Source organism: Stenotrophomonas sp. 57 (assembly GCF_030291075.1).
In the GTDB taxonomy this organism is placed as follows: Bacteria; Pseudomonadota; Gammaproteobacteria; order Xanthomonadales; family Xanthomonadaceae; genus Stenotrophomonas.
The window spans coordinates 476,692-495,008 of the sequence record NZ_CP127407.1 but is presented as its reverse complement, the minus strand read 5'-3'; the positions used below and the strand labels follow the sequence as shown (position 1 = coordinate 495,008).

Genomic DNA, 18,317 nt, shown 5'->3' with positions numbered 1-18,317 from the left:
ACGCACGGAACGTGGACGCTCATGCGCCCACTGGGCGCGAAACATAGCCGCTCAGGCGCCTGCCGACAAGTGCTGCGTTCGTCGCAGTCACTCCGTGGTTGGCAGGCCGGCCTTTTGCCGCAGCAGGCCCCGCTCTGCCTGGTTCTGGCTGAGTCTGGCGGCTTCCGCGAAAGCGTGACGTGCGTCGAGGTCACGCCCCAAGGACTGTAGTACTTCGCCGCGTACCACCTGCAACGGCGCGTACTCGCGCAGGCGCGGCTCATCCAGCAACGGCTGCAGTTGTGCCCACGCAGCGAAGGCGCCCTCGCTGCGCAGCACCGCCACGACCCGGTTCAATGCGACAACCGGCGAAGGCATCACCTGCAGCAACTGGGTATAGAGCGAAGCGATTCGAGCCCAGTCGGTGGCGTCAGCCCGGCGCGCAGCCGCATGGCAGGCGGCAATGCGTGCCTGCAGCACATAGGGATCGTCGCCGCCACCGGCCGCCAGCGCGCGCGCCAGCGCCTGCTGGCCACGCTCGATCTGCAGCCAGTCCCAGCGGGCTCGGTTCTGCTGGTCCAGCAGCACCGGCGCACCCTGCGTGTCGGTCCGTGCCGCAGCGCGCGAGGCCTGCAGCTCCATCAATGCCAGCAGCCCCAGAACCGGCGGCACCGGCAGCCGATGGGCCAGGATGCGCGCCAGCCGCAGCGCTTCCTCGCACAACGCCGGTCGCATCCAGTCATCGCCGGCGCTGGCCGCATAGCCTTCATTGAAGACCAGGTAGATCGCCTCCAGCACTGAAGCCAGCCGCTCGGGCATCGCCTCCGCGCGCGGCACTTCATACGGCACCTGCTTCTGCGCCAGCGTACGTTTGGCGCGCACGATGCGTTGGGCGATGGTCGGCTCGGGCTGCAGGAAGGCGCGGGCGATCTCGGTCGTGGTCAGGCCACCGAGCAGGCGCAGGGTCAGTGCCACCCGCGCATCGGCTGGCAGCACCGGGTGGCAGGCCACGAACATCAGGCGCAGCAGGTCGTCCCCCAGGTCATCTTCCAGCGCCTGGCTGTCATCCGGCGCTGGCAGGGGTGCCGGATGCAGCTCCTCACCCCATTGCGCATGCTGCTGCGCCACGCGCTGGTGCTGGCGCAGCACATCGATGGCACGGTTGCGCGCAGTGGTCATCAGCCAGGCTCCGGGATTGTCCGGGATGCCCTGCTCCGGCCAGCGCTCCAGCGCGGCCAGCCAGGTGTCCTGGGCCAGCTCCTCGGCACGGCCGACATCGCCCCCGAGCAGCCGCGCCAGGCGCGCGATCAACACCGGCGACTCCATCCGCCAGAGGGTTTCCAGACGCTGCGTCAGTGCGGGATCGGGCATGCGCCGATCACAGCACGCACGCCCGGTCCGCACAAGCGCCGCAACTCACGCGTCCACAATCGGCTTGAAGCCGCCCCAGAACATGCGCTTGGTATCGAACGGCATGTCCTTCGGGCCCAGCGATGCCAACCGTGGGTCAGCCATCACCTTCGCGTTGACGCGGTCGCGTGCCGCACGCGAGCGGAATACCACGAAGGCGACGATCACCGTCTCACCGGGCCTGGCCTTCACCGCGCGCGGGAATGACGTGCTCTTGCCCGGTTCCACGTCGTCGGCCACGCACTCGATGTACTGCAGCGCGCCATGGTCCTTCCACACCGCGCCGGCCTTGCGGGCAAGGCGGCGGTAGGCCGCCACCTTGTCCTGCGGGCACGGCAGCACGTAAGCATCCACGTAAGCCATGAGGGTTCTCCCTTGCGGCAGCCGTCAGCCCGGCTCGCCGTCCATGTGTGCGATTTCCCAGAGATGGCCATCCAGGTCCTGGAAGCCACGCTGGTACATGAAGCCAAGATCGCGCGCCGGCTGCGGTTCGCTGGCGCCTGCGGCCAAGGCCTTGTCCACCATCACGTCCACCGCCTTGCGGCTGTCGGCCGACAGGCAGGTGATCACCTCGGTGTGGCGGTGCGCATCGGCAATCGCCTTGTTGGTGAACTGCTTGAAGAACGGCTGGGTCAGCAGCATCACGAAGATGCTCTCGCTGATGACCATGCAGGCCGCATCGTCATTGGTGAAGGTGGGGTTGAAGCTGTAGCCCAGGGAGGCGAAGAAGGCCTTGGAGGCGTTGAGGTCCTGCACGGGCAGGTTGACGAAGATCATCTGCGGCTGCGGTGCACTCATCGGTAAAGCTCCTTGTGGATGGAGGAAAGAAGAATCAGGGCTGCTTCATGCAGTTAACCATCCACGGCTTGCCGTAGCGGTCGATCAACATGCCCCAGCGGTGCGCCCAGAACGTTTCGGCGATCGGCATCTGCACCTGGCCGCCTTCGGCCAGCGCGGCGAACACGCGCTCGGCTTCCTTGATGCTGTCGACATCGACATTGATGGTGGTCGAGCCACCCTCGCCGCCGCCGGGGCCGTCGGCGGCCATCATGATGGCGTTGCCGATCTCCAGCTGGCTGTGCGCGACGTGGTCGAGGGTTTCCGGCGGCATTTCGTTGCAGCCCGGCGAGCCATCGGAGGGCGGCATGTCGCGGTACTTCATTTCCGACGTGACCTGGCCACCGAGTGCCTTGGCGTAGAACGCCATCGCATCGTGGGCCTGGCCGCTGAAGCCGAGGAAGGGAATCAGTTTCATGGCACTACTCCGTTGAGGGATTCAGGGTGGCAGCGCCGGGCCATGCCCGGCGGGGAAATGGAATGGATCAACCTTCCAGCTGTGCACGCAGACGCTGTTCCTGCTGCTGTAAGTCGGGGGTGAAGGCTTCACCGAAGTCTTCGGCGGTGATCAGGGGGCGCAGTTCCAGCGTGCCGCCACTGCCGAACGGCGCACGGCTGGCCCACTCGACGGCCTCATCCAGCGAGCGCACGTCCCACAGCCAGAAGCCGGCGATCTGCTCGCTGGCGGGACCGAACGGGCCGGCCTCGACCCTGGGCGCGCCGCTGCCGAAATGAATGCGGCGACCGCGCTGGGTGGCGTGCAGGCCTTCACCGGCCAGCATGATGCCGGCGGCCACGAGTTGTTCGTTGAAGGCGCCCATTTCGGACAGTTCCTGTTCGCTGGGCATGCGGCCGGCTTCGGAGTCGGCGTTGGCCTTCACGATCACCATTACTTTCATTGCAGTCTCCCGTGGGGACGCGTGGTGCGTGCCCTTCACTGGGTACAACGAACCAAGGGGCTGGGAATCGACACGTCCTCTAAAAATTATTTCTTCCGTGGAAAGCGCGCCTTCGGCGGAGGTCGGCGAACGGCGGAGCCCCTCCGTGGTGGGTTGGGTGGGTCGCTGAAAGCTGGGTTCCTGGGCTTTGCCGGGCGGGTAGACGGGTCGGGGGACGCCGTAAACCCGTCCCTGGGGGCTTGACCGCGGCTTGCTCGTGTGCGCTGTCCTGCGCACACGGCAAGACCGGGGTTGGGCATCGTGCCCAACCCGCCCGAGGCATGCCTCGGGCCCATGCCGCGGACACCCCCGCCCCGCCTACCCGCCCGGCCCTGGACAGTTTCCTGCCTGCGGTATCCACCCCGGGAAGATCAAGAAAAAAGGCAAAGGCAAAGGCAACGGCAAAAGCAACGGCGGTTGGCTGGCGGCCTCGGCTTTGCGAGCGAAGCGACCCGCTTTTGCTCTTGTTGTTGATTTCCCGTGTTGGGTCGGCCGCAGAGATCTGTCCAAGGCCGGGTGGGGAGGCAGGACAGGGGCGTGAGCCGCATGGATGCGGCGACCGAGCTAACATGGACGTACTTGCAGCGCCCCCTGCCCTGCCTCCCCACCCGGCCAAATCCAAGAACCCGAGATTTCAGCGACCCACCCACCCCACCACGGAGGGGCTCCGCCGTTCGCCGATCGCCCGCCGCAGGCGGCTTTTCGCGCTGCAGCATGCCGACAGGCAAACCTGCGCCATCATGGACACCCCGCCCCCGCCAGGACCGTGCCATGCAGCAGTACCTGCTTCTGATCTACATCGAGCCTGCCTTGCTGCAGGCGCTGCCCATCGAAGAGTTCAATGCGCTGATGCGCGACTGCCTCGCCCACGCCGACCAGCTGCAGGCCGAGGGCACGCTGCTGGTAGCGCAGAAACTGCAGCCGGTCGACACCGCGCAGACCCTGCGTGTGCGCGATGGCCACAGCCGTGTACTGGATGGCCCGTTCGCCGAAACCCGCGAACTGCTGGCCGGCTTCAACCTGATCATCGCCCGCGACCGCGACGAAGCCATGCGCATCGCCCGCGACTTCCCGTGGGCCCGCTTCGGCAGCATCGAAGTGCGGCCGCTGGAAGACATGGACGCCGAGCGCGAACGCTGCGGCGCCCCGGCCACGGCTATGGCAGCAGCCGCACCCTGATCTCGCGCGGGCCGATGCCTTCGTTGCCGCTGTAATCGCGCACGCTGGCACGCACGACGTACTCGCCCGGCGGCAGCGCCGCCGGCTGCCAGCGGCCGGTTTCCATCAGGCCATCGCGCACGGTGTTGGTGGCAAGGTAGCGGAAACGGGTCACCGCGCTGCCATGCACGGTGATGCCGCTGTCCGGCGCGTAGGCCACGCGCACAGCCTCCCGCTGCGGCGGCATGCGGTTGAACACGATGTTCCAACGCGGCTGCTCGTAGCCCTGCAGCGGTTGGCCGCCCGCATCGAGGATCTGGTAGCCCACCTGGTACATGCCCAGGCGGCGCCGCGGCAGATTGTTATCGACCTGGTCCCAGGCCTCCACCACGATCTGCACGCCACGCCCCTGCCGCGCCACCATCACCACGCCATCGCTGCCCGCAGCCATCGGTTGGTCGTTGTCGTCCAGCAGCGCCACATCGGTGATGCGCGGCGCGAAGTGGTCGGCGTAGTTGTGGAAACCCAGTGCCACGGCGTTGGTCTCGAAGCCGCTGGTGCCGACGGCCAGGTGCACATGCGCCTGATTGTTGATGCTGCCCAGGCGGTCCCCAACATGGATGCGCATGCCACGCCGTACGCGCATCCGCTCCAGCCTGCCCTGTTCGTCGTACAGCGCCTGCCAGCGCCCATCGAAGGGTTCATTGCGCGGGGTGCGGCCCACCCGCATGTGGATGTACTTGAGGCGGTCCACCGCCAGGCCCTCGGCCTGCTCACCCAGGCTCCAGGCCGCCATCGGGCTGCTGATCTTGCCGTCGGCGATCGCCAGCACGGTCTGGCCCACGTCACCGCGCACGTCGAAGCCGCCATGCAGGTGATGGCGACTCTCGCCCTTGAAGTTGCCGCGCACTTCCCCCAACGTGCCGACCACTTCGTGCCAGCCATCCTGCGGGGCCAGCGGCCAGCGTCCGCCAGTATCGGGCAGCGTGGCATCGGCGGCCGGGCCGACCAGCGCCGGCGCGGGCAGCTCACCCACCGGAAGCGGGCGCAGGCGGTGCAGACGGTAGGCGGTGGCATCGGCCACCAGCACGCTGCCGTCGGCGTCCATCGCCAGGCCACTGGGGCGGGCCAGGCGTGGCAGTCGACCGTTGCCGACCAGCGCGATCTGGTGGCCCTGCGGCGTCACCTGCACGATGCGGCCATCCATGTCGCCCACGTACAGCACGCCATCGTGGGTGGTGGCCAGCGACAGCGGGCCATTGATCACACCTCCGCCCCCCACCACGGTGCTGACCGTGCCATCCATGCCGACACGGCGTACCGCGTTGTTGAACAGATCGGCCACCAGCAGCGCACCGTGCGCATCGAAGGCCAGCGCCACCGGCGTATCGAAACGCGCAACGCTGCCCACGCCATCGGCCGATCCCGGCCGCTCACCACCGGCCAGGGTGCGCACCGTGCCGTCGGTGCCGATCACCCGAATACGGTCGTTGTAGGTATCGGCCACGTAGACCTGGCCCTGCGCGTCCACCGCGATGCCCATCGGCGCATCAAAGCGCGCCTGCGCGGCCGGCCCATCGGCATAGCCCTGTTCACCGCCCGCCAGCGTGGTTACCTGGCCGTCGGTGCCGATGCGGCGGATCGCATGGTTGCCGGTGTCGGCCACATACAGGTTGCCCTGCGCGTCGGCGGCAATGCCCGAGGGCGTATTGAAACTGGCCTGTAGTGCCGGGCCGTCAACGCGCCCCTCGCCCTGCCCGGCTACGGTTTCGACGTGGCCATCGGGAAGGCGGCGACGGATCCGGTTGTTGTCACCGGCATCGGTGAAATACACGCTGCCATCGGCACTGCGCAGCAACGCGTACGGATCGGCGAAACGTGCCTGCGCGGCGGCGCCGTCGCGGTCACCCGGGTGGCCATCGCCGGCCAGCGGTTCGATCTGCGCGGTCCACGCCAACGGCGTTGGAGCCGGACCCGCGGGTTCAGCCAGCGTAGGCAGCGGTGTCTCCCACCAGGTTGCGGCCAATGCCACTACCGTCGCCAACGCCACGCCTGCCGCCATCCATTGCCACCGTGCCATCGTGCTGCGCTGCCTGCTGCTGTGTGAAGAGGCACAGACAATAGACGCTGAGCACGGCATGCGCCACGGCCAATCGTACGGCCGGATACCAGAATTCCATGCACCGCGCTTGTTCTCGCTGGCCACAGCAGGTTCAATGCGGTTCCCACGGATGGAGATCCTCCATGCCCCGCACGCTCCCCCTCGCCGCCCTGCTGATCGCCGCACTGGCCAGCACATCCGCTTCCGCATCGATCACGGTGGCGCCGCAGAAGCCGTCGGTCACCAGCGACGCCGTACACATGGCCTATGCCACGCGATGGGATGAGGCGATCCAGCAATCGCGCAGTGGCAACACGCTGGGTGCGCTGATCGCGATGGAGCGGCTGATGGAAGACCCGCTGCTGGACGACTTCGATGCCGAGCACCGCGGCCGCGCCGCGCAGGTGGCCGGCTGGACCGCGATGGTGCAGAAGAAGCCCGAGCAGGCCCGCCGCTACCTGCAACGGGCGCAGGAGGCACTGCCGGAGGATGCGCAGATCCTGCTGACCCTGATGTCGCTGGAACTGTCCGAGAACAGGCCCGTTCCGGCCACCCAATATCTGGTGCAGGCGCTGAAGCATGCCGACGCGCCGCTGCCGCTCGAACACCAGGCCGTCAACTATCTGCAGTACCGCCTGCGCGACCAGCCGCAGCAGCGCATGGAGCTGCTGCAGGCACTGTTCGACAACGGCTGGAAGAGCGGTGGCCTGGAACCGACCGGACTGTGGCTGGCCTTGGCCACGCTGCAGGCCGACAACGGTCGCGGCGACGACATTCCCGCCACCTTGGCCCGCATCACCGCCCCCGCCGAGATCATTCGCCTGCGCAGTGACAAGCGCTTCGATCGCTACGTCGACCGCACCGATCCGCGCTTTGATCCCGTGCAGGCTGCACAGAAGCACCTGGACGAACTGCGCGTATCAGGCCTGCTGGATCGCAAGCTGGATGCACGCATGGCCGAATTCAGCAGCACGCTGCTGATGCTGGACCGCAACGAGGAAGTGCTGGCGCTGACCGATGGCATGGCCCGTGCAGCGGCCGAGGGCGAGTCCCCGTCGGCGCAGGAAGCCGAATGGGTGGCGTGGCTGCTCAACAGCCGGTTCACCGCACTGCGCCGGCTCGGGCGCACCGACGATGCACTGGCGGCGGCGCAACAGGCGGCCCGCATTGGTGCGCTGGGCCCGGACGGCATCGAGCATCAGTTGAATGTCAGCTTCGTGCTCACCTCGCTCGGGCGCATGCAGGACGCCGCGCAGGCGGTGAACGCTATCCAGGGCCTCGCCGGGTACGGCAAGGCCGCACAAGCCCTGGTGCAGTTCACCGCCGCCCGCGAGCGCGGTGATGCCAGGGCGATGGACGCTGCGCGCAGCGTGATCCTTGCCGAGCGCAACGACGCCCACCTTTTCCATCGTGAGATGCTGCTGGACGAAGGCAACCTGGAGGGGGCAGCCGCCGTGCTGATCGATCAACTGCGCTCCCCCATCGACCGTGGCGAGACACTGGCCAGCCTGCAGGACATGCGTACCTACCCGTCGCTGCCGGGCGACGTGAAGATCGATGCGGCCTGGCGTGCGCTGAAGCAGCGCGCTGACGTGCAGGCGGAAGTTGCCCGTCTTGGCCGCATCGAACGCTACGAACTGGTCAGCACCTCCACCTCGCGCTGAGCGGCTTTTGTGTAGAGCCGAGCCCACGCTCGGCTGCAATTGATGCAGCCGAGCATGGGCTCGGCTCTACAACGCCACGTGCAGGCAGCACCGTCCGCCTAGTGCGCCGGCACCTCGGTACGGATGCCCATCGCCTCGCGATAGCGCGCGTACAGCGCCATCACCTTGTCCACGTAGGCCAGGGTCTCGGCATACGGCGGCACGCCCTTGTAGCGGGTGACCGCACCGATACCGGCGTTGTAGGCCGCCGCCGCCAGCGGCCGGTCACCGTTGTAGCGGCGCAGCAGCGCGCGCATGTAGCGGGCGCCACCGTCGATCGACTGCTGCGGCGAGAACGGATCATTCACGCCGTACTCCTGCGCGGTCTCCGGCATCAGCTGCATCACGCCCTGCGCGCCCTTGGTCGAGACCGCCAACGGATCGAAGTTGCTTTCGGCGTGGGCGATCGCGCGCAGCCAGGCGTCATCCACGCCGGTGGCCTTGGCGGCGGCCTTGAACTGCTTGGCATGCTGCGCCAGCTGCGGTTTGCCGACCTTGCCAAGGCCCTCGTGGGCGGGTTCACCCGGCGGCGTGGCCACGGTGAACTTCAGGAAAACCTTCGAGCCGGGCAGGTTGCGGGTGGAGTAGACCAGCACGCCATCCTGCTCTCGCTCGTACAGCACACCACTGAACACACCCATGTTGCCCCACAGGTTCGGTGTCTGGATGGCGTTGTCGTCGATTTCCCTGGGGGTACAGCGCGAGCCGGGTTCCGGGGCAGTGGCCAGGCTGACGGTGTTGCCCTGCACGCAGCGGTAGACGGTGCGCGCAGCGGCCGGCCCGGGCCACAGGCTGGGCAGCAGCAACAGCGCGATGGCGGCAGGGCGGGGGAACATGGCGGCCGGATGATCCGGCCGCAGCCGCTAACGCCAAGTGAATAGGGGTGGGACGGGTCCAGGGACCAGCACTGGCACGGTACCGGTACCGGTACCGGTAGAGTCGACTGTTAGTCGACTATCGCGCGCAGGGCGAGGTTTTCCGGTGGCCCATGGGAGAGCAGTCGACTAACAGTCGACTCTACCGATTTCCGACGTTCCGACGTTCCGGCGTTCCGGCGTTCCGGCGTTCCGATCTCCGTCGTTTCCGATTTTCGGCAGTACAGAATCCCCGCATTCCCGGTCATTTCGCCGCCCTGCGCCGCACCCAATACCCCACGCCCAGCAGCACGAACCACGCTGGGCTGGCCATCAACGCCTGGCGGGTGTCGCCCTGCAGGCTCAGCAGCACCAGTACGCCGGCGAAGAACACCAGGCAGGCCCAGCACATGGCGACGCCACCGGGCATCTTGAAGATCGAGGCGGCGTGGCGCTCCGGATAGCGGCGGCGGTAGACCATGTAGGCCACCAGGATCAGCGACCAGACGAAAATGAAGAGCACGGTGGCCAGCGTGGTCACCAGGGTGAACGCCGTCACCAGGTTCGGGATCAGGTAGATCAGCAACGTGCCGCCCAGCAGGCACAGGCAGGAGAACAGCAGGCCGCGGGCCGGCACCGCCGCGCGTGACAACCGCGACAACCCGCGCGGGGCGTGGCCCTCTTCGGCCAGGCCGTACAGCATGCGGCTGGTGGAGAAGATGCCGCTGTTGGCCGAGGACGTGGCAGAGGTCAGCACCACGAAGTTGATCAGGCTGGCCGCGGCCGGAATGCCGGCCAGAACGAACAACTGCACGAACGGGCTCTTGTCCGGTACCACCTGGCGCCACGGCGTGACCGCCATGATCGCGATCAGCGCCAGCACGTAGAAGATGATGATGCGCACCGGAATCGAATTGATCGCCTTGGGCAGGTTGCGCTCGGGGTCGGCGGTTTCGGCGGCGGTGGTGCCGACCAGCTCGATGCCGACGAAGGCGAACACCGCAATCTGGAAACCGGCGAAAAAGCCGACCAGGCCCATCGGGAACATGCCGCCGTCATTCCACAGGTTCGACAGCGCCGCGGTATGGCCACTGGGCGAGGTGAAGCCCCAGGCCACCAGCCCGGCGCCGGTAATGATCAGCGCGCAGATCGCCACGATCTTGATCAGCGCGAACCAGAATTCCATCTCGCCAAACAGCTTCACCGTCACCAGGTTCAACGACAGCAGCAGCAACACGCACGCCAGCGCCGGCTTCCAGGCCTCAAGCCCCGGGAACCAGAACTGCGCATAGGCGGCAATCGCGATCACGTCGGCGATGGCGGTGACGATCCAGCAGAACCAGTACGTCCATCCACAGAAGAACCCGGCCCATGGGCCGAGCAGGTCGGTGGAGAAATCGATGAAGGACTTGTAGTTCAGATTGGACAGCAGCAGCTCGCCCATCGCGCGCATCACGAAGAACAGCATCGCGCCGATGATCAGGTAGACGAAGACAATGGACGGGCCGGCCAGGCTGATGGTCTTGCCCGAGCCCATGAACAGGCCGGTGCCGATGGCACCGCCGATGGCGATCAGTTGCAGGTGGCGGTTGGACAGGCTGCGGCGCAGGTGCTCGGGGGGCGTGGCGGGCTCGGTCATGGGCGCGGGAAGGGGCGGGCGAAGCGTTCGACGGTAGTCCTCCGTGCGCCGAAGCGCCAGCGCCGGGTGGGCTGATTCCGTCAAACCTGGCCGCTTTCATCACAATGTGACGAAATACCGGGTCGTGCCCATTCCGCCCGGCCCGGCGCCATGCTCAGATAGCCGCACCTGCCCACGGACCGGCCCGACCATGCGCCCTGCCCTGCCCGCCCTGCCGGAGCCCCGGCCATGAGCCGCCTGCGCGTCATCATCGGCGGTACCGCGCTGGCCCTGCTGGCCGCTGCGGTACCGATCGCCGTCATGGCCTACGCCACCTGGGACCGTGCCGTCAGCGTGGAACAGGAACGGCTGCGCGACATCGCCATGCGCACCCTTCGTCGATCGGACCTGTCCTACCACGAAGCACTGCACGCCATGCAGTCGGCGCAGGCCAGCGTGGCACAACCGTGTTCGCCCGAGCATATCCGGCGCATGCAGACGCTGGTGATGACCACGCCGGCGGCCGACCAGATGGGCTATTTCGAAGACGGCAAGCTGCGCTGCACCTCGTGGGGGGCGTTCCATTCGGACGTCAACCAGCCCAAGCCCGACCACGTCACCAGTGATGGCGCGGGAATCGCGGTGGACGTGCGCCCGGAAGCCAGCGGCCGGCGGCGGATGCTGGCGATCCTCTATGGCAGCTACGACGTGCTGATGGATCCGCGCCGCTTCGTCGATGTCATCGTCGATCCGCACGTGCGCCTGGCCTTGGCCAGCCCGGATGGGCGCCTGCTGGCCAGGCAGGAAGGCATGGACACAGCGTTGCTGATGGCCATGCTGCGCAACCCCGGTGAGGGCCTTGACCAGAACACGCTGTATGCGACCGCGCGCAACGAGGAATGGCTGGCGATCGCAACCACACCACGTACCGCGCTGGCGGCCACGTTCCGCCAGCAGGCGTGGCTGTTCGTACCACTGGGCGTGCTGCTGGCCGCCGCGGGTGCCGGCCTGGTGATCTGGCTGTCACGTCGCCGCCTGTCGCTGCGCGGCGAACTGGCCACCGCGATCCGGCGCCGCGAGCTGTACCTGCACTACCAGCCGATCATCGAGCTGGATACCGGCATCTGCGTCGGCGCCGAGGCGTTGATCCGCTGGCAGCGCCCGGATGGCACCCAGGTGCGTCCGGACCTGTTCATTCCATTGGCCGAGGAAGCCGGAATGATCGCCGACGTTACCGACCTGGTGATCGAGAACGTGGTGCGCGACATGCGCGAGCTGCTGGTGGCCGACCGGAGCGCGCACATCGCGATCAATCTTGCCGCCGAGGACATCAGCAGCGGTCGTGCATTGAAGATGATCTCCAAGCACATGGCCGGCAGCGGCATCCTGCCGCAACAGATCTGGATGGAGGCCACCGAGCGCGGCTTCCTCGACCTGGACCGCGCCCGCACCATGCTGGCGCAGGCCCGTCGCGCCGGCCACAGCGTGGCCATCGATGATTTCGGCGTGGGCTTCTCCAGCCTGCAATACCTGGAGCAGCTGCCGCTGGATGCGTTGAAGATCGACAAGTCGTTCATCGATGCGATCGGCACCGAGAGTGCGACCAGCCCGGTGACGCCGCACATCATCGACATGGCCAAGGAACTGGGGCTGTGGGTGGTGGCCGAGGGCGTGGAGACCGAAGCACAGCTGGCCTACCTGCACAGCCGGCACGTGGAGTTCGGGCAGGGCTGGCTGTTCTCGCGGCCGCTGCCGCGGGATGAGTTCGTGGCCTTCCACCACAAGCGGCAGCAGCGCTACGGCGCGGCGCGGGAGGACATGCAGAACCCGCGTAGCGTGCCGATCGAGCGTGAGGGAGTGGAGTAGGACGGCGAACGGCGGAGCCCCTCGTGGTGGGTCGCGCCCGGTGAATCCATCACTTGGGGCCGGGTGGATGGGTCGCGCAGGGGGCGCTGCAAGTACGTCCATGTAAGCTCGGTCGCCGCATCCATGCGGCTCACGCCCCTGCGCAACCCACCCACCCGGCCACGGACACATTGCGGCGACGTCCCACCCCGGAATCAACAGAAGAAAGCAAAAGCAAAGGCAAACGCGGGTCGCTGCGCCCGGTAGATCCACACCATGCGTGGATGGCGTGGACCCCGGTAGTGCCGGCCGCTGGCCGGCACCACATCATGGATGATCACGGCCTACGCCCAGGCCTCCGGCCGTACCAGCAACCATGCAGCGGTCATCGCCAGCAGCAGCAACGGCAACCACCCCAACCGGGTGGGCCCACCGGCCTGCAGCAGCACACCACCCGCCACACCTCCAGCAGCAATGGCCAGGTTCCAGCCAGTCACCAGCATCGATTGCGCCAGGTCCGCGGCGGCACCGGCACGCCGGGCGAGTGCGGTCTGGAACAGCGTCGGTACCGCGCCGAAGGCCACGCCCCACAGGATCGTCGCCAGCAGCAGCGCGGTCGCGTCGCCCGGCCACAACAGCAGCGCCAGCACCGGCAGGATGAAACCGATCACTGCCGCCCACACCAGCGTGCGCAGGTGGCGGTCCACACCCCAGCCGGCAATACCGATGCCGGCAATCGCGGCCAGGCCGAAAGCCAGCAGCAGGCGATCCAGCCACGGGCCCGCCCCGGCGTCCACTGCCAGCGGTTCGATGTAGGTGTAGAGCACGTTGTGCGCGAGCACGTACAGCACCATCACCAGCAGTGCACTGCGCACGCCGGGCATGCGCCAGACGGCGCCCAGCGATGTGCGCTGGCCGGCACCGGCGGCGGGCAAGGCTGGCAGCGCCCAGCGCGCGTAGGCCAGCAGCCCCACGCCCAGCACGCTCATCAAGGCGAACGCCCAGCGCCAGCCGATCTGCTGCCCCAGCAACGTGCCCGCCGGAACACCGAGCGACAGCGCCAACGGCGATCCGACCATCGCCACCGCAATCGCCCGGCCCTGCAGCGAGGGCACCACCATGCGTGCGGCATAGCCGGCCACCAGCGACCACAGCAGCCCGCCGCTCACCCCCGCCAGGAAACGCGCGGCCAGGATCAGTGGGTAGCTGCTGCTCAACGCAGTCAGTGTGTTGACCACCACGAAGCCGGCAATGGCTGCCAGCAACAGCGGGCGTCGTGGCAGGCGCTGGGTCAGCGCGGTCATCGGCAATGCGGCCATCACCGAGCCGAGTGCGTACACGCTCACCAGCTGCCCCACCGCCGCATCGCTCACGCCCAGGCTGTCGCCCATCGGCCGCAATACACCGGCCGGCAAGGTCTCGGTCAGCAGGGTGATGAAGCCGCCGCCGGCCAGTGCCAGCAGGCCGGCCCATGGCAGACGCGTGGCTTCACCGGCCGGGCCGGCCGCATCGATGGCATGGCCGCTCATCGTGCCGTCCCTAGATCGGCATACACCGCATCGCGCAGTTCATCGACAAAGGCACCGTCCATGCCTTCGTACAGCGTGTTGGTCAGCGCCACCACGCTCAGGCCGCGCGCAGGGTCGACGAACCAGCTGTGGCCGTAGGCACCGCCCCATCGCCATGTACCTGCGTTCTGCGGCGTACCGCTGGCGGCCGCATCGCGCAGCACCGAAAAGCCAAGGCCGAAGCTCCAGCCCGGCGGTTCCGGCGGCCCCTGCTCGCCCACCTGCGGGGTCGCCATCTCCGCCACCAGCCGGGGCGGCAACACGCCGGAGCGCTGCCCGTCGCGCAACGCCTCCAGCACCCGCATCACCTCATCGGCGGTACCCACCAGGCCCGCGCCAGCCGAAGGAAACCGGCTGGCGTCGGTCGCGCGGGCGAGGCTGTACTCGATGCCTACCGTGCCCTCGAACGGGGCGACCACCTCGCCTTCGCGCAGGCGGTGCGGCTGCGGGGTGTCGGTGACATAGGGCGTGGCCAGCCGTGCCGCATCGTGGGTGGCGAAGGCGGTATCGCGCAGGCCCAGGGGCGCAGCCAGCAAGCGGGCGAACAAGGCCTGCAGCGTTTCCCCGGTTGCCGCTTCGGCCACGGCGCCGGCCACATCCACGCCCAGCGAATACATCCACTGGCGGCCCGGTGCGAACAGCAGTGGCGCCTGCGCGATGCGGCGCACGTTCTCGGCCAGCGTCAACGGGTTGGCATCCATGCCGTCGCTGACACCTGCGCGCGCATAGGGGCCATCCGCATCGGCTTCGAGGAAGCGGTAGCCCAACCCGCTGCTGTGGCTGAGCAGCTGGCGCAGGCTGATGGGCGGCGTGCTGCCATCGGCCAGCGCCGGGCGGAAGTCCTGCAGCCAGCGCTGCACCGGTGCATCCAGGTCGAGCACGCCCTCGGCCACCAGGCGCAGGATCACCGTGCTCAGCAACGGCTTGCTCACCGAGGCCAGCCGGAACAGCTGGTCGCGCTGCATCGGCGTGGCCGACTCGCGATCCGCCAGGCCCGTGGCCCCGGCATGGCGCAGCACGCCGTGCTCGCGCACCAGCACCACCGCACCGACCAGGCGCTGCGGGTGGACCTGCTGCAGCAGCCGCTGCACCGAAGGCAGTGTCGGCGCAGGTTCGAAGGAAGGAGCGGCATTCATCGCGGTGATCCGTGGGGGAGAGGCCGCCACGTTAGGCAGCGGGCGTCCGCGCAAAAAGCCGGTTGCCGCTCCGGGCATCATGGACCGTGTAGTCCGCAATCGGCATGATGGCCGGAACCGCAAGGCCGCAACGGTCTCCACGCAACCCCGCACCACAGTGTTGCGATGGCGGGGCCGCCCGCTACAGCCGCGCCGGCCTACCCTGCCGCTTTCATTGCCCGCACGCCCATGTCAGTCCTGGACAACCTCGCCAACCTGCAGACCTTCGTGCACGCCGCCGACACCCGCAGCTTCGTCGAGACCGGGCGCCTGCAGGGCATTTCCGCCTCGGCAGCGGGCAAGTGCGTGGCGCGGCTGGAGCACGCGCTGGGCGTGCGCCTGTTCCATCGCAGCACGCGCAGCATCACCCTCACCGCCGAGGGCCAGCTGTTCCTGGCGCGCTGCCGGCGCATCCTCGACGAGCGCGATGCCGCGCGCACCGAGCTGGCACAGCCACACGCCACGCCCCGCGGCACGCTGCGCATCAGCCTGCCGCTGGTGGGCGACCTCACCCTGCCGTTGATGGCCGAATTCATGGCGGCGTATCCGGATATCCGCCTGGACCTGGACTTCAGCGACCGCCTGGTCGATGTCATCGAGGAAGGTTTCGATGCGGTGCTGCGCGTTGGCGAACCCAGCGACTCGCGGATGAACGCACGCCAGCTGGGGGTATTCCCGCGGCGTGTCGTTGGCTCGCCGGGCTACCTGCAGCGCTGCGGCGTTCCGCGCACGCCGGCAGGCTTGATGCAGCACACGCTGCTGCACTATCGCTTCCCCACCACCGGCAAGCTGGAACCGTGGCCGATCCACTGGCCCGACGATGAAATGCCGCAGGAGCTTCCGGTGCACATGGTGGCCAACACCATCGAGGCGCGGGTAGCGCTCACACTGCGCGATATCGGCCTGGCCTTCGTGCCGGTGCACTCGGTGCGCGATGCGCTGGCCGACGGCCGCCTGGTCACGGTGCTGGACGAGCATGTGCATTCCTGCGGCACCTTCCATCTGCTGTGGCCGTCGGGCCGACACGTACTGCCGAAGCTGCGGGTGTTCATCGACTTCGTCGGCGCCCGCCTGGGTACCGTGCCGTAGATCCACGCCATGCGTGGATGCGTCTCGCGGCGAAAGGAAGCCGAGCATCGGCTCGGCTCTACAGAACCGCCCGACCATCGGTAGCGCCCGGCCATGCCCGGCGGCCGCACACCTGACCATTCAGCCACTGCCGCTATACTGGCCGCTCATTCCTCCCAGAGGCTCGCGACCAATGCGCCATTGATGCCGCCGTCTTCCCAACAGACGGCCTGACTCTTCCCGCCCCTGCGCGCAGGGGAGAACCCGGCATCCATGGAGGTCGCATGACCACACATTCCCTCACGCTCGATCGCGTGTCGTATCGGCTGGCCGACGGCCGCCCGCTGTTTTCCGATCTGTCGTTTTCCTTCGATCCGTTTGCCACCGGCCTGGTCGGTGCCAATGGTGCCGGCAAGAGCGTGCTGGCACGCCTGCTGGCGGGCCGGCTGTTGCCCGACAGCGGCCAGGTGCGCGGCAGCGGCCGCGTGTTCCTGTTTCCCACGCCCGGCTATCCACCGTCCGGCACCGTGGGGGAGCTCGCCGGCGTGGGCGAGGAACTGGCTGCACTGGCGCGCATTGAAGCGGGCAGCGTGGACGAAGCCGACTTCGCCCGCGTCGGCGACCGCTGGGATCTGCGCGAACGCCTGCAGGAGCGATGGCAGGCATTGCGGCTGCCGGACGATCTCGATCCCGCCCAGCCCGCCGCACGCCTCAGCGGTGGCCAAGCGATGCAGGTGGCGCTGTCCGGTGCCTGGGCCAGCGGTGCCGATTGGCTGATCCTGGACGAACCCAGCAACCACCTCGATGCACGCCATCGCCAACAGCTGTACGAACAGCTGCAGCAATGGCGTGGCGGCCTGCTGGCGATCAGCCACGATCGCGAACTGCTTGGGCACATGCAGCAGATCGTCGAACTGGACGCGCGCGGACTGCACCGCTATGGCGGGCCGTGGCAGCACTACGCCGATGCGCGTGCCGCCGAACGCGAAGCTGCCGCCGCCCAGCTTGACCACGCGCGCGCCCAGCACCGCCAGCAGCAGCGCAGCGCGCGTGAGCAGCACGAACGGCAGCAGCAACGCCAGGCACGCGGCAACCGCGATGCAAAGCAGGCCAACCAGGCGCCGATCCTGCTGGGCCGGCAGAAGCAGCGCGCCGAGGCCAGCCATGGCCGTGCTCAGCAGGTCCAGGCCGAGCGCCTGCAGGTCAGCGCCGACCAGCTGCGCGCAGCGGCATCAGCGGTTCACGCTGCGCCGGAACTGGCACTGTTTGCCAGTGAAGGCGAACGCGGCAGTTCACGCCTGCTGCAGGCAGAGTCGCTGGTGCTGCCGTACGGCTGCGTCGCTCCCTTGCAGCTGGAGATCCGCCGCGGGCAGCGCACCGCTGTGATCGGTGACAACGGTGCTGGAAAATCCACCCTGCTGCGTGTGCTGGCAGGGCAGCTGCCTGCACGCAGTGGCACCGTGCAACGGCATGCGCCATTGGCACTGCTGGACCAGCAGCTGTTGGGATTGTCCGGCGGGCGCAGCATCCTGGAGACGGTGCAGGCGGCGAACCCAGGCGCCGATGTGGGCGAACTGCGCACGCGGCTGGCCTTGCTCGGGCTGGACGCACAGCGCATCCAGCGGGCAGCCGGCAGCCTCAGTGATGGCGAGCGGGTGAAGGGGGCGCTGGCCAGCGTGCTGTATGCCGATCCCGCACCCCAGCTGTTGCTGCTGGACGAACCCGGTAATGCGCTGGATCTGAGCGCGTTGCAGGCGTTGGAAGAGCTGCTTGCTGCGTGGCCGGGGGCACTGATGATGGTCAGCCATGACCGGCATCTGCTGCAGGCGTTGCGACCGACGCAGGTGCTGCAGGTCGCCGCCGATGCCTGGCAGTGGCGGGACGCGCTGTAGATCCACGCCGTGCATGGATTCGCCTGTGTAGAGCCGAGCCCACGCTCGGCTGCAGCTGCAGTAGATCCACGCCCTGCATGGATGGAATGATCCGCCAGCCGAGCGTTCGCTCGGCTCTACAAGGCGGGCAAAGACCGGTTGAACCGCCATCCACGCATGGCGTGGCTCTAC

At 68.0% G+C, this 18,317-nt stretch carries 16 protein-coding genes; 5 read left to right on the top strand and 11 right to left on the bottom strand.

Features of this window, described 5'->3' with window-relative positions; all coding sequences use genetic code 11:
* Positions 1–87: 87 nt before the first annotated feature.
* The 5 genes from QP512_RS02205 to QP512_RS02185 all read right to left on the bottom strand — a co-directional run bounded on the left by QP512_RS02205 (position 88) and on the right by QP512_RS02185 (position 3,125).
* A complete protein-coding gene (locus QP512_RS02205; RefSeq protein ID WP_286070799.1) occupies positions 88–1,350 on the bottom strand; it encodes a sigma-70 family RNA polymerase sigma factor in 1,263 nt (420 codons plus the stop codon).
* Between the two features lie 45 nt (positions 1,351–1,395).
* Entirely contained in the window at positions 1,396–1,752 is a 357-nt protein-coding gene (locus QP512_RS02200) for a DUF1428 domain-containing protein (protein WP_286070798.1), read from the bottom strand.
* Between the two features lie 24 nt (positions 1,753–1,776).
* Positions 1,777–2,187 (bottom strand): VOC family protein, encoded by a 411-nt coding sequence (locus tag QP512_RS02195; protein ID WP_188219105.1) that lies wholly within the window; start codon positions 2,185–2,187, stop codon positions 1,777–1,779.
* Between the two features lie 34 nt (positions 2,188–2,221).
* Entirely contained in the window at positions 2,222–2,644 is a 423-nt protein-coding gene (locus QP512_RS02190; RefSeq protein WP_286070797.1) for a VOC family protein, read from the bottom strand.
* Between the two features lie 67 nt (positions 2,645–2,711).
* On the bottom strand, positions 2,712–3,125 hold the full coding sequence (locus QP512_RS02185; protein WP_241885894.1) for a YciI family protein: 414 nt from the start codon (positions 3,123–3,125) through the stop codon (positions 2,712–2,714).
* A gap of 810 nt (positions 3,126–3,935) precedes the next feature.
* Between QP512_RS02185 and QP512_RS02180 the strand changes: the two genes are divergently transcribed.
* Entirely contained in the window at positions 3,936–4,343 is a 408-nt protein-coding gene (locus QP512_RS02180; protein ID WP_286070796.1) for a YciI family protein, read from the top strand.
* Here the strand turns inward: QP512_RS02180 and QP512_RS02175 are convergent.
* Complete coding sequence (locus QP512_RS02175; RefSeq protein ID WP_286071980.1) at positions 4,321–6,384, bottom strand: gluconolaconase; 2,064 nt, start codon at positions 6,382–6,384, stop codon at positions 4,321–4,323. The two genes, QP512_RS02180 and QP512_RS02175, sit on opposite strands and share 23 nt — an antisense overlap.
* On the bottom strand, positions 6,305–6,502 hold the full coding sequence (locus QP512_RS02170; RefSeq protein ID WP_286072080.1) for a hypothetical protein: 198 nt from the start codon (positions 6,500–6,502) through the stop codon (positions 6,305–6,307). Before QP512_RS02170 ends, QP512_RS02175 begins: the two co-directional genes overlap by 80 nt.
* A 64-nt stretch (positions 6,503–6,566) precedes the next feature.
* Between QP512_RS02170 and QP512_RS02165 the strand changes: the two genes are divergently transcribed.
* Positions 6,567–8,087 carry a hypothetical protein gene (locus tag QP512_RS02165; RefSeq protein WP_286070795.1) on the top strand — a complete coding sequence of 507 codons (1,521 nt, stop codon included), beginning with the start codon at positions 6,567–6,569 and terminating at the stop codon, positions 8,085–8,087.
* 98 nt (positions 8,088–8,185) lie between these two features.
* Here the strand turns inward: QP512_RS02165 and QP512_RS02160 are convergent, their stop codons facing one another.
* Together QP512_RS02160 and cycA are read right to left on the bottom strand one after the other, a co-directional pair.
* Positions 8,186–8,962 (bottom strand): lytic transglycosylase domain-containing protein, encoded by a 777-nt coding sequence (locus QP512_RS02160; RefSeq protein WP_286070794.1) that lies wholly within the window; start codon positions 8,960–8,962, stop codon positions 8,186–8,188.
* Positions 8,963–9,245: 283 nt separating this feature from the next.
* Positions 9,246–10,619, bottom strand: coding sequence for a D-serine/D-alanine/glycine transporter (gene cycA, locus QP512_RS02155; RefSeq protein WP_286070793.1), 1,374 nt, complete (start codon positions 10,617–10,619; stop codon positions 9,246–9,248).
* 228 nt (positions 10,620–10,847) lie between these two features.
* Between cycA and QP512_RS02150 the strand changes: the two genes are divergently transcribed.
* Positions 10,848–12,464: an EAL domain-containing protein gene (locus QP512_RS02150; protein WP_286070792.1), complete on the top strand. Its 1,617-nt coding sequence runs from the start codon at positions 10,848–10,850 to the stop codon at positions 12,462–12,464.
* A 323-nt stretch (positions 12,465–12,787) separates the two neighbouring features.
* On the opposite strand, the gene QP512_RS02145 is transcribed toward QP512_RS02150, so the two are convergent.
* Both QP512_RS02145 and QP512_RS02140 read right to left on the bottom strand, forming a co-directional pair.
* On the bottom strand, positions 12,788–13,972 hold the full coding sequence (locus tag QP512_RS02145; protein WP_286070791.1) for an MFS transporter: 1,185 nt from the start codon (positions 13,970–13,972) through the stop codon (positions 12,788–12,790).
* Positions 13,969–15,147, bottom strand: coding sequence for a serine hydrolase domain-containing protein (locus QP512_RS02140; RefSeq protein WP_286070790.1), 1,179 nt, complete (start codon positions 15,145–15,147; stop codon positions 13,969–13,971). Before QP512_RS02140 ends, QP512_RS02145 begins: the two co-directional genes overlap by 4 nt.
* Before the next feature lie 228 nt (positions 15,148–15,375).
* Here QP512_RS02140 and QP512_RS02135 point away from each other — a divergent pair, with 228 nt between their 5' ends.
* Both QP512_RS02135 and QP512_RS02130 read left to right on the top strand, forming a co-directional pair.
* Entirely contained in the window at positions 15,376–16,275 is a 900-nt protein-coding gene (locus QP512_RS02135) for a LysR family transcriptional regulator (RefSeq protein WP_286070789.1), read from the top strand.
* A 263-nt stretch (positions 16,276–16,538) separates the two neighbouring features.
* Positions 16,539–18,146, top strand: a complete 1,608-nt coding sequence (locus QP512_RS02130; RefSeq protein WP_286070788.1) for an ATP-binding cassette domain-containing protein — start codon at positions 16,539–16,541, stop codon at positions 18,144–18,146.
* The last annotated feature ends 171 nt before the right edge of the window (positions 18,147–18,317 follow it).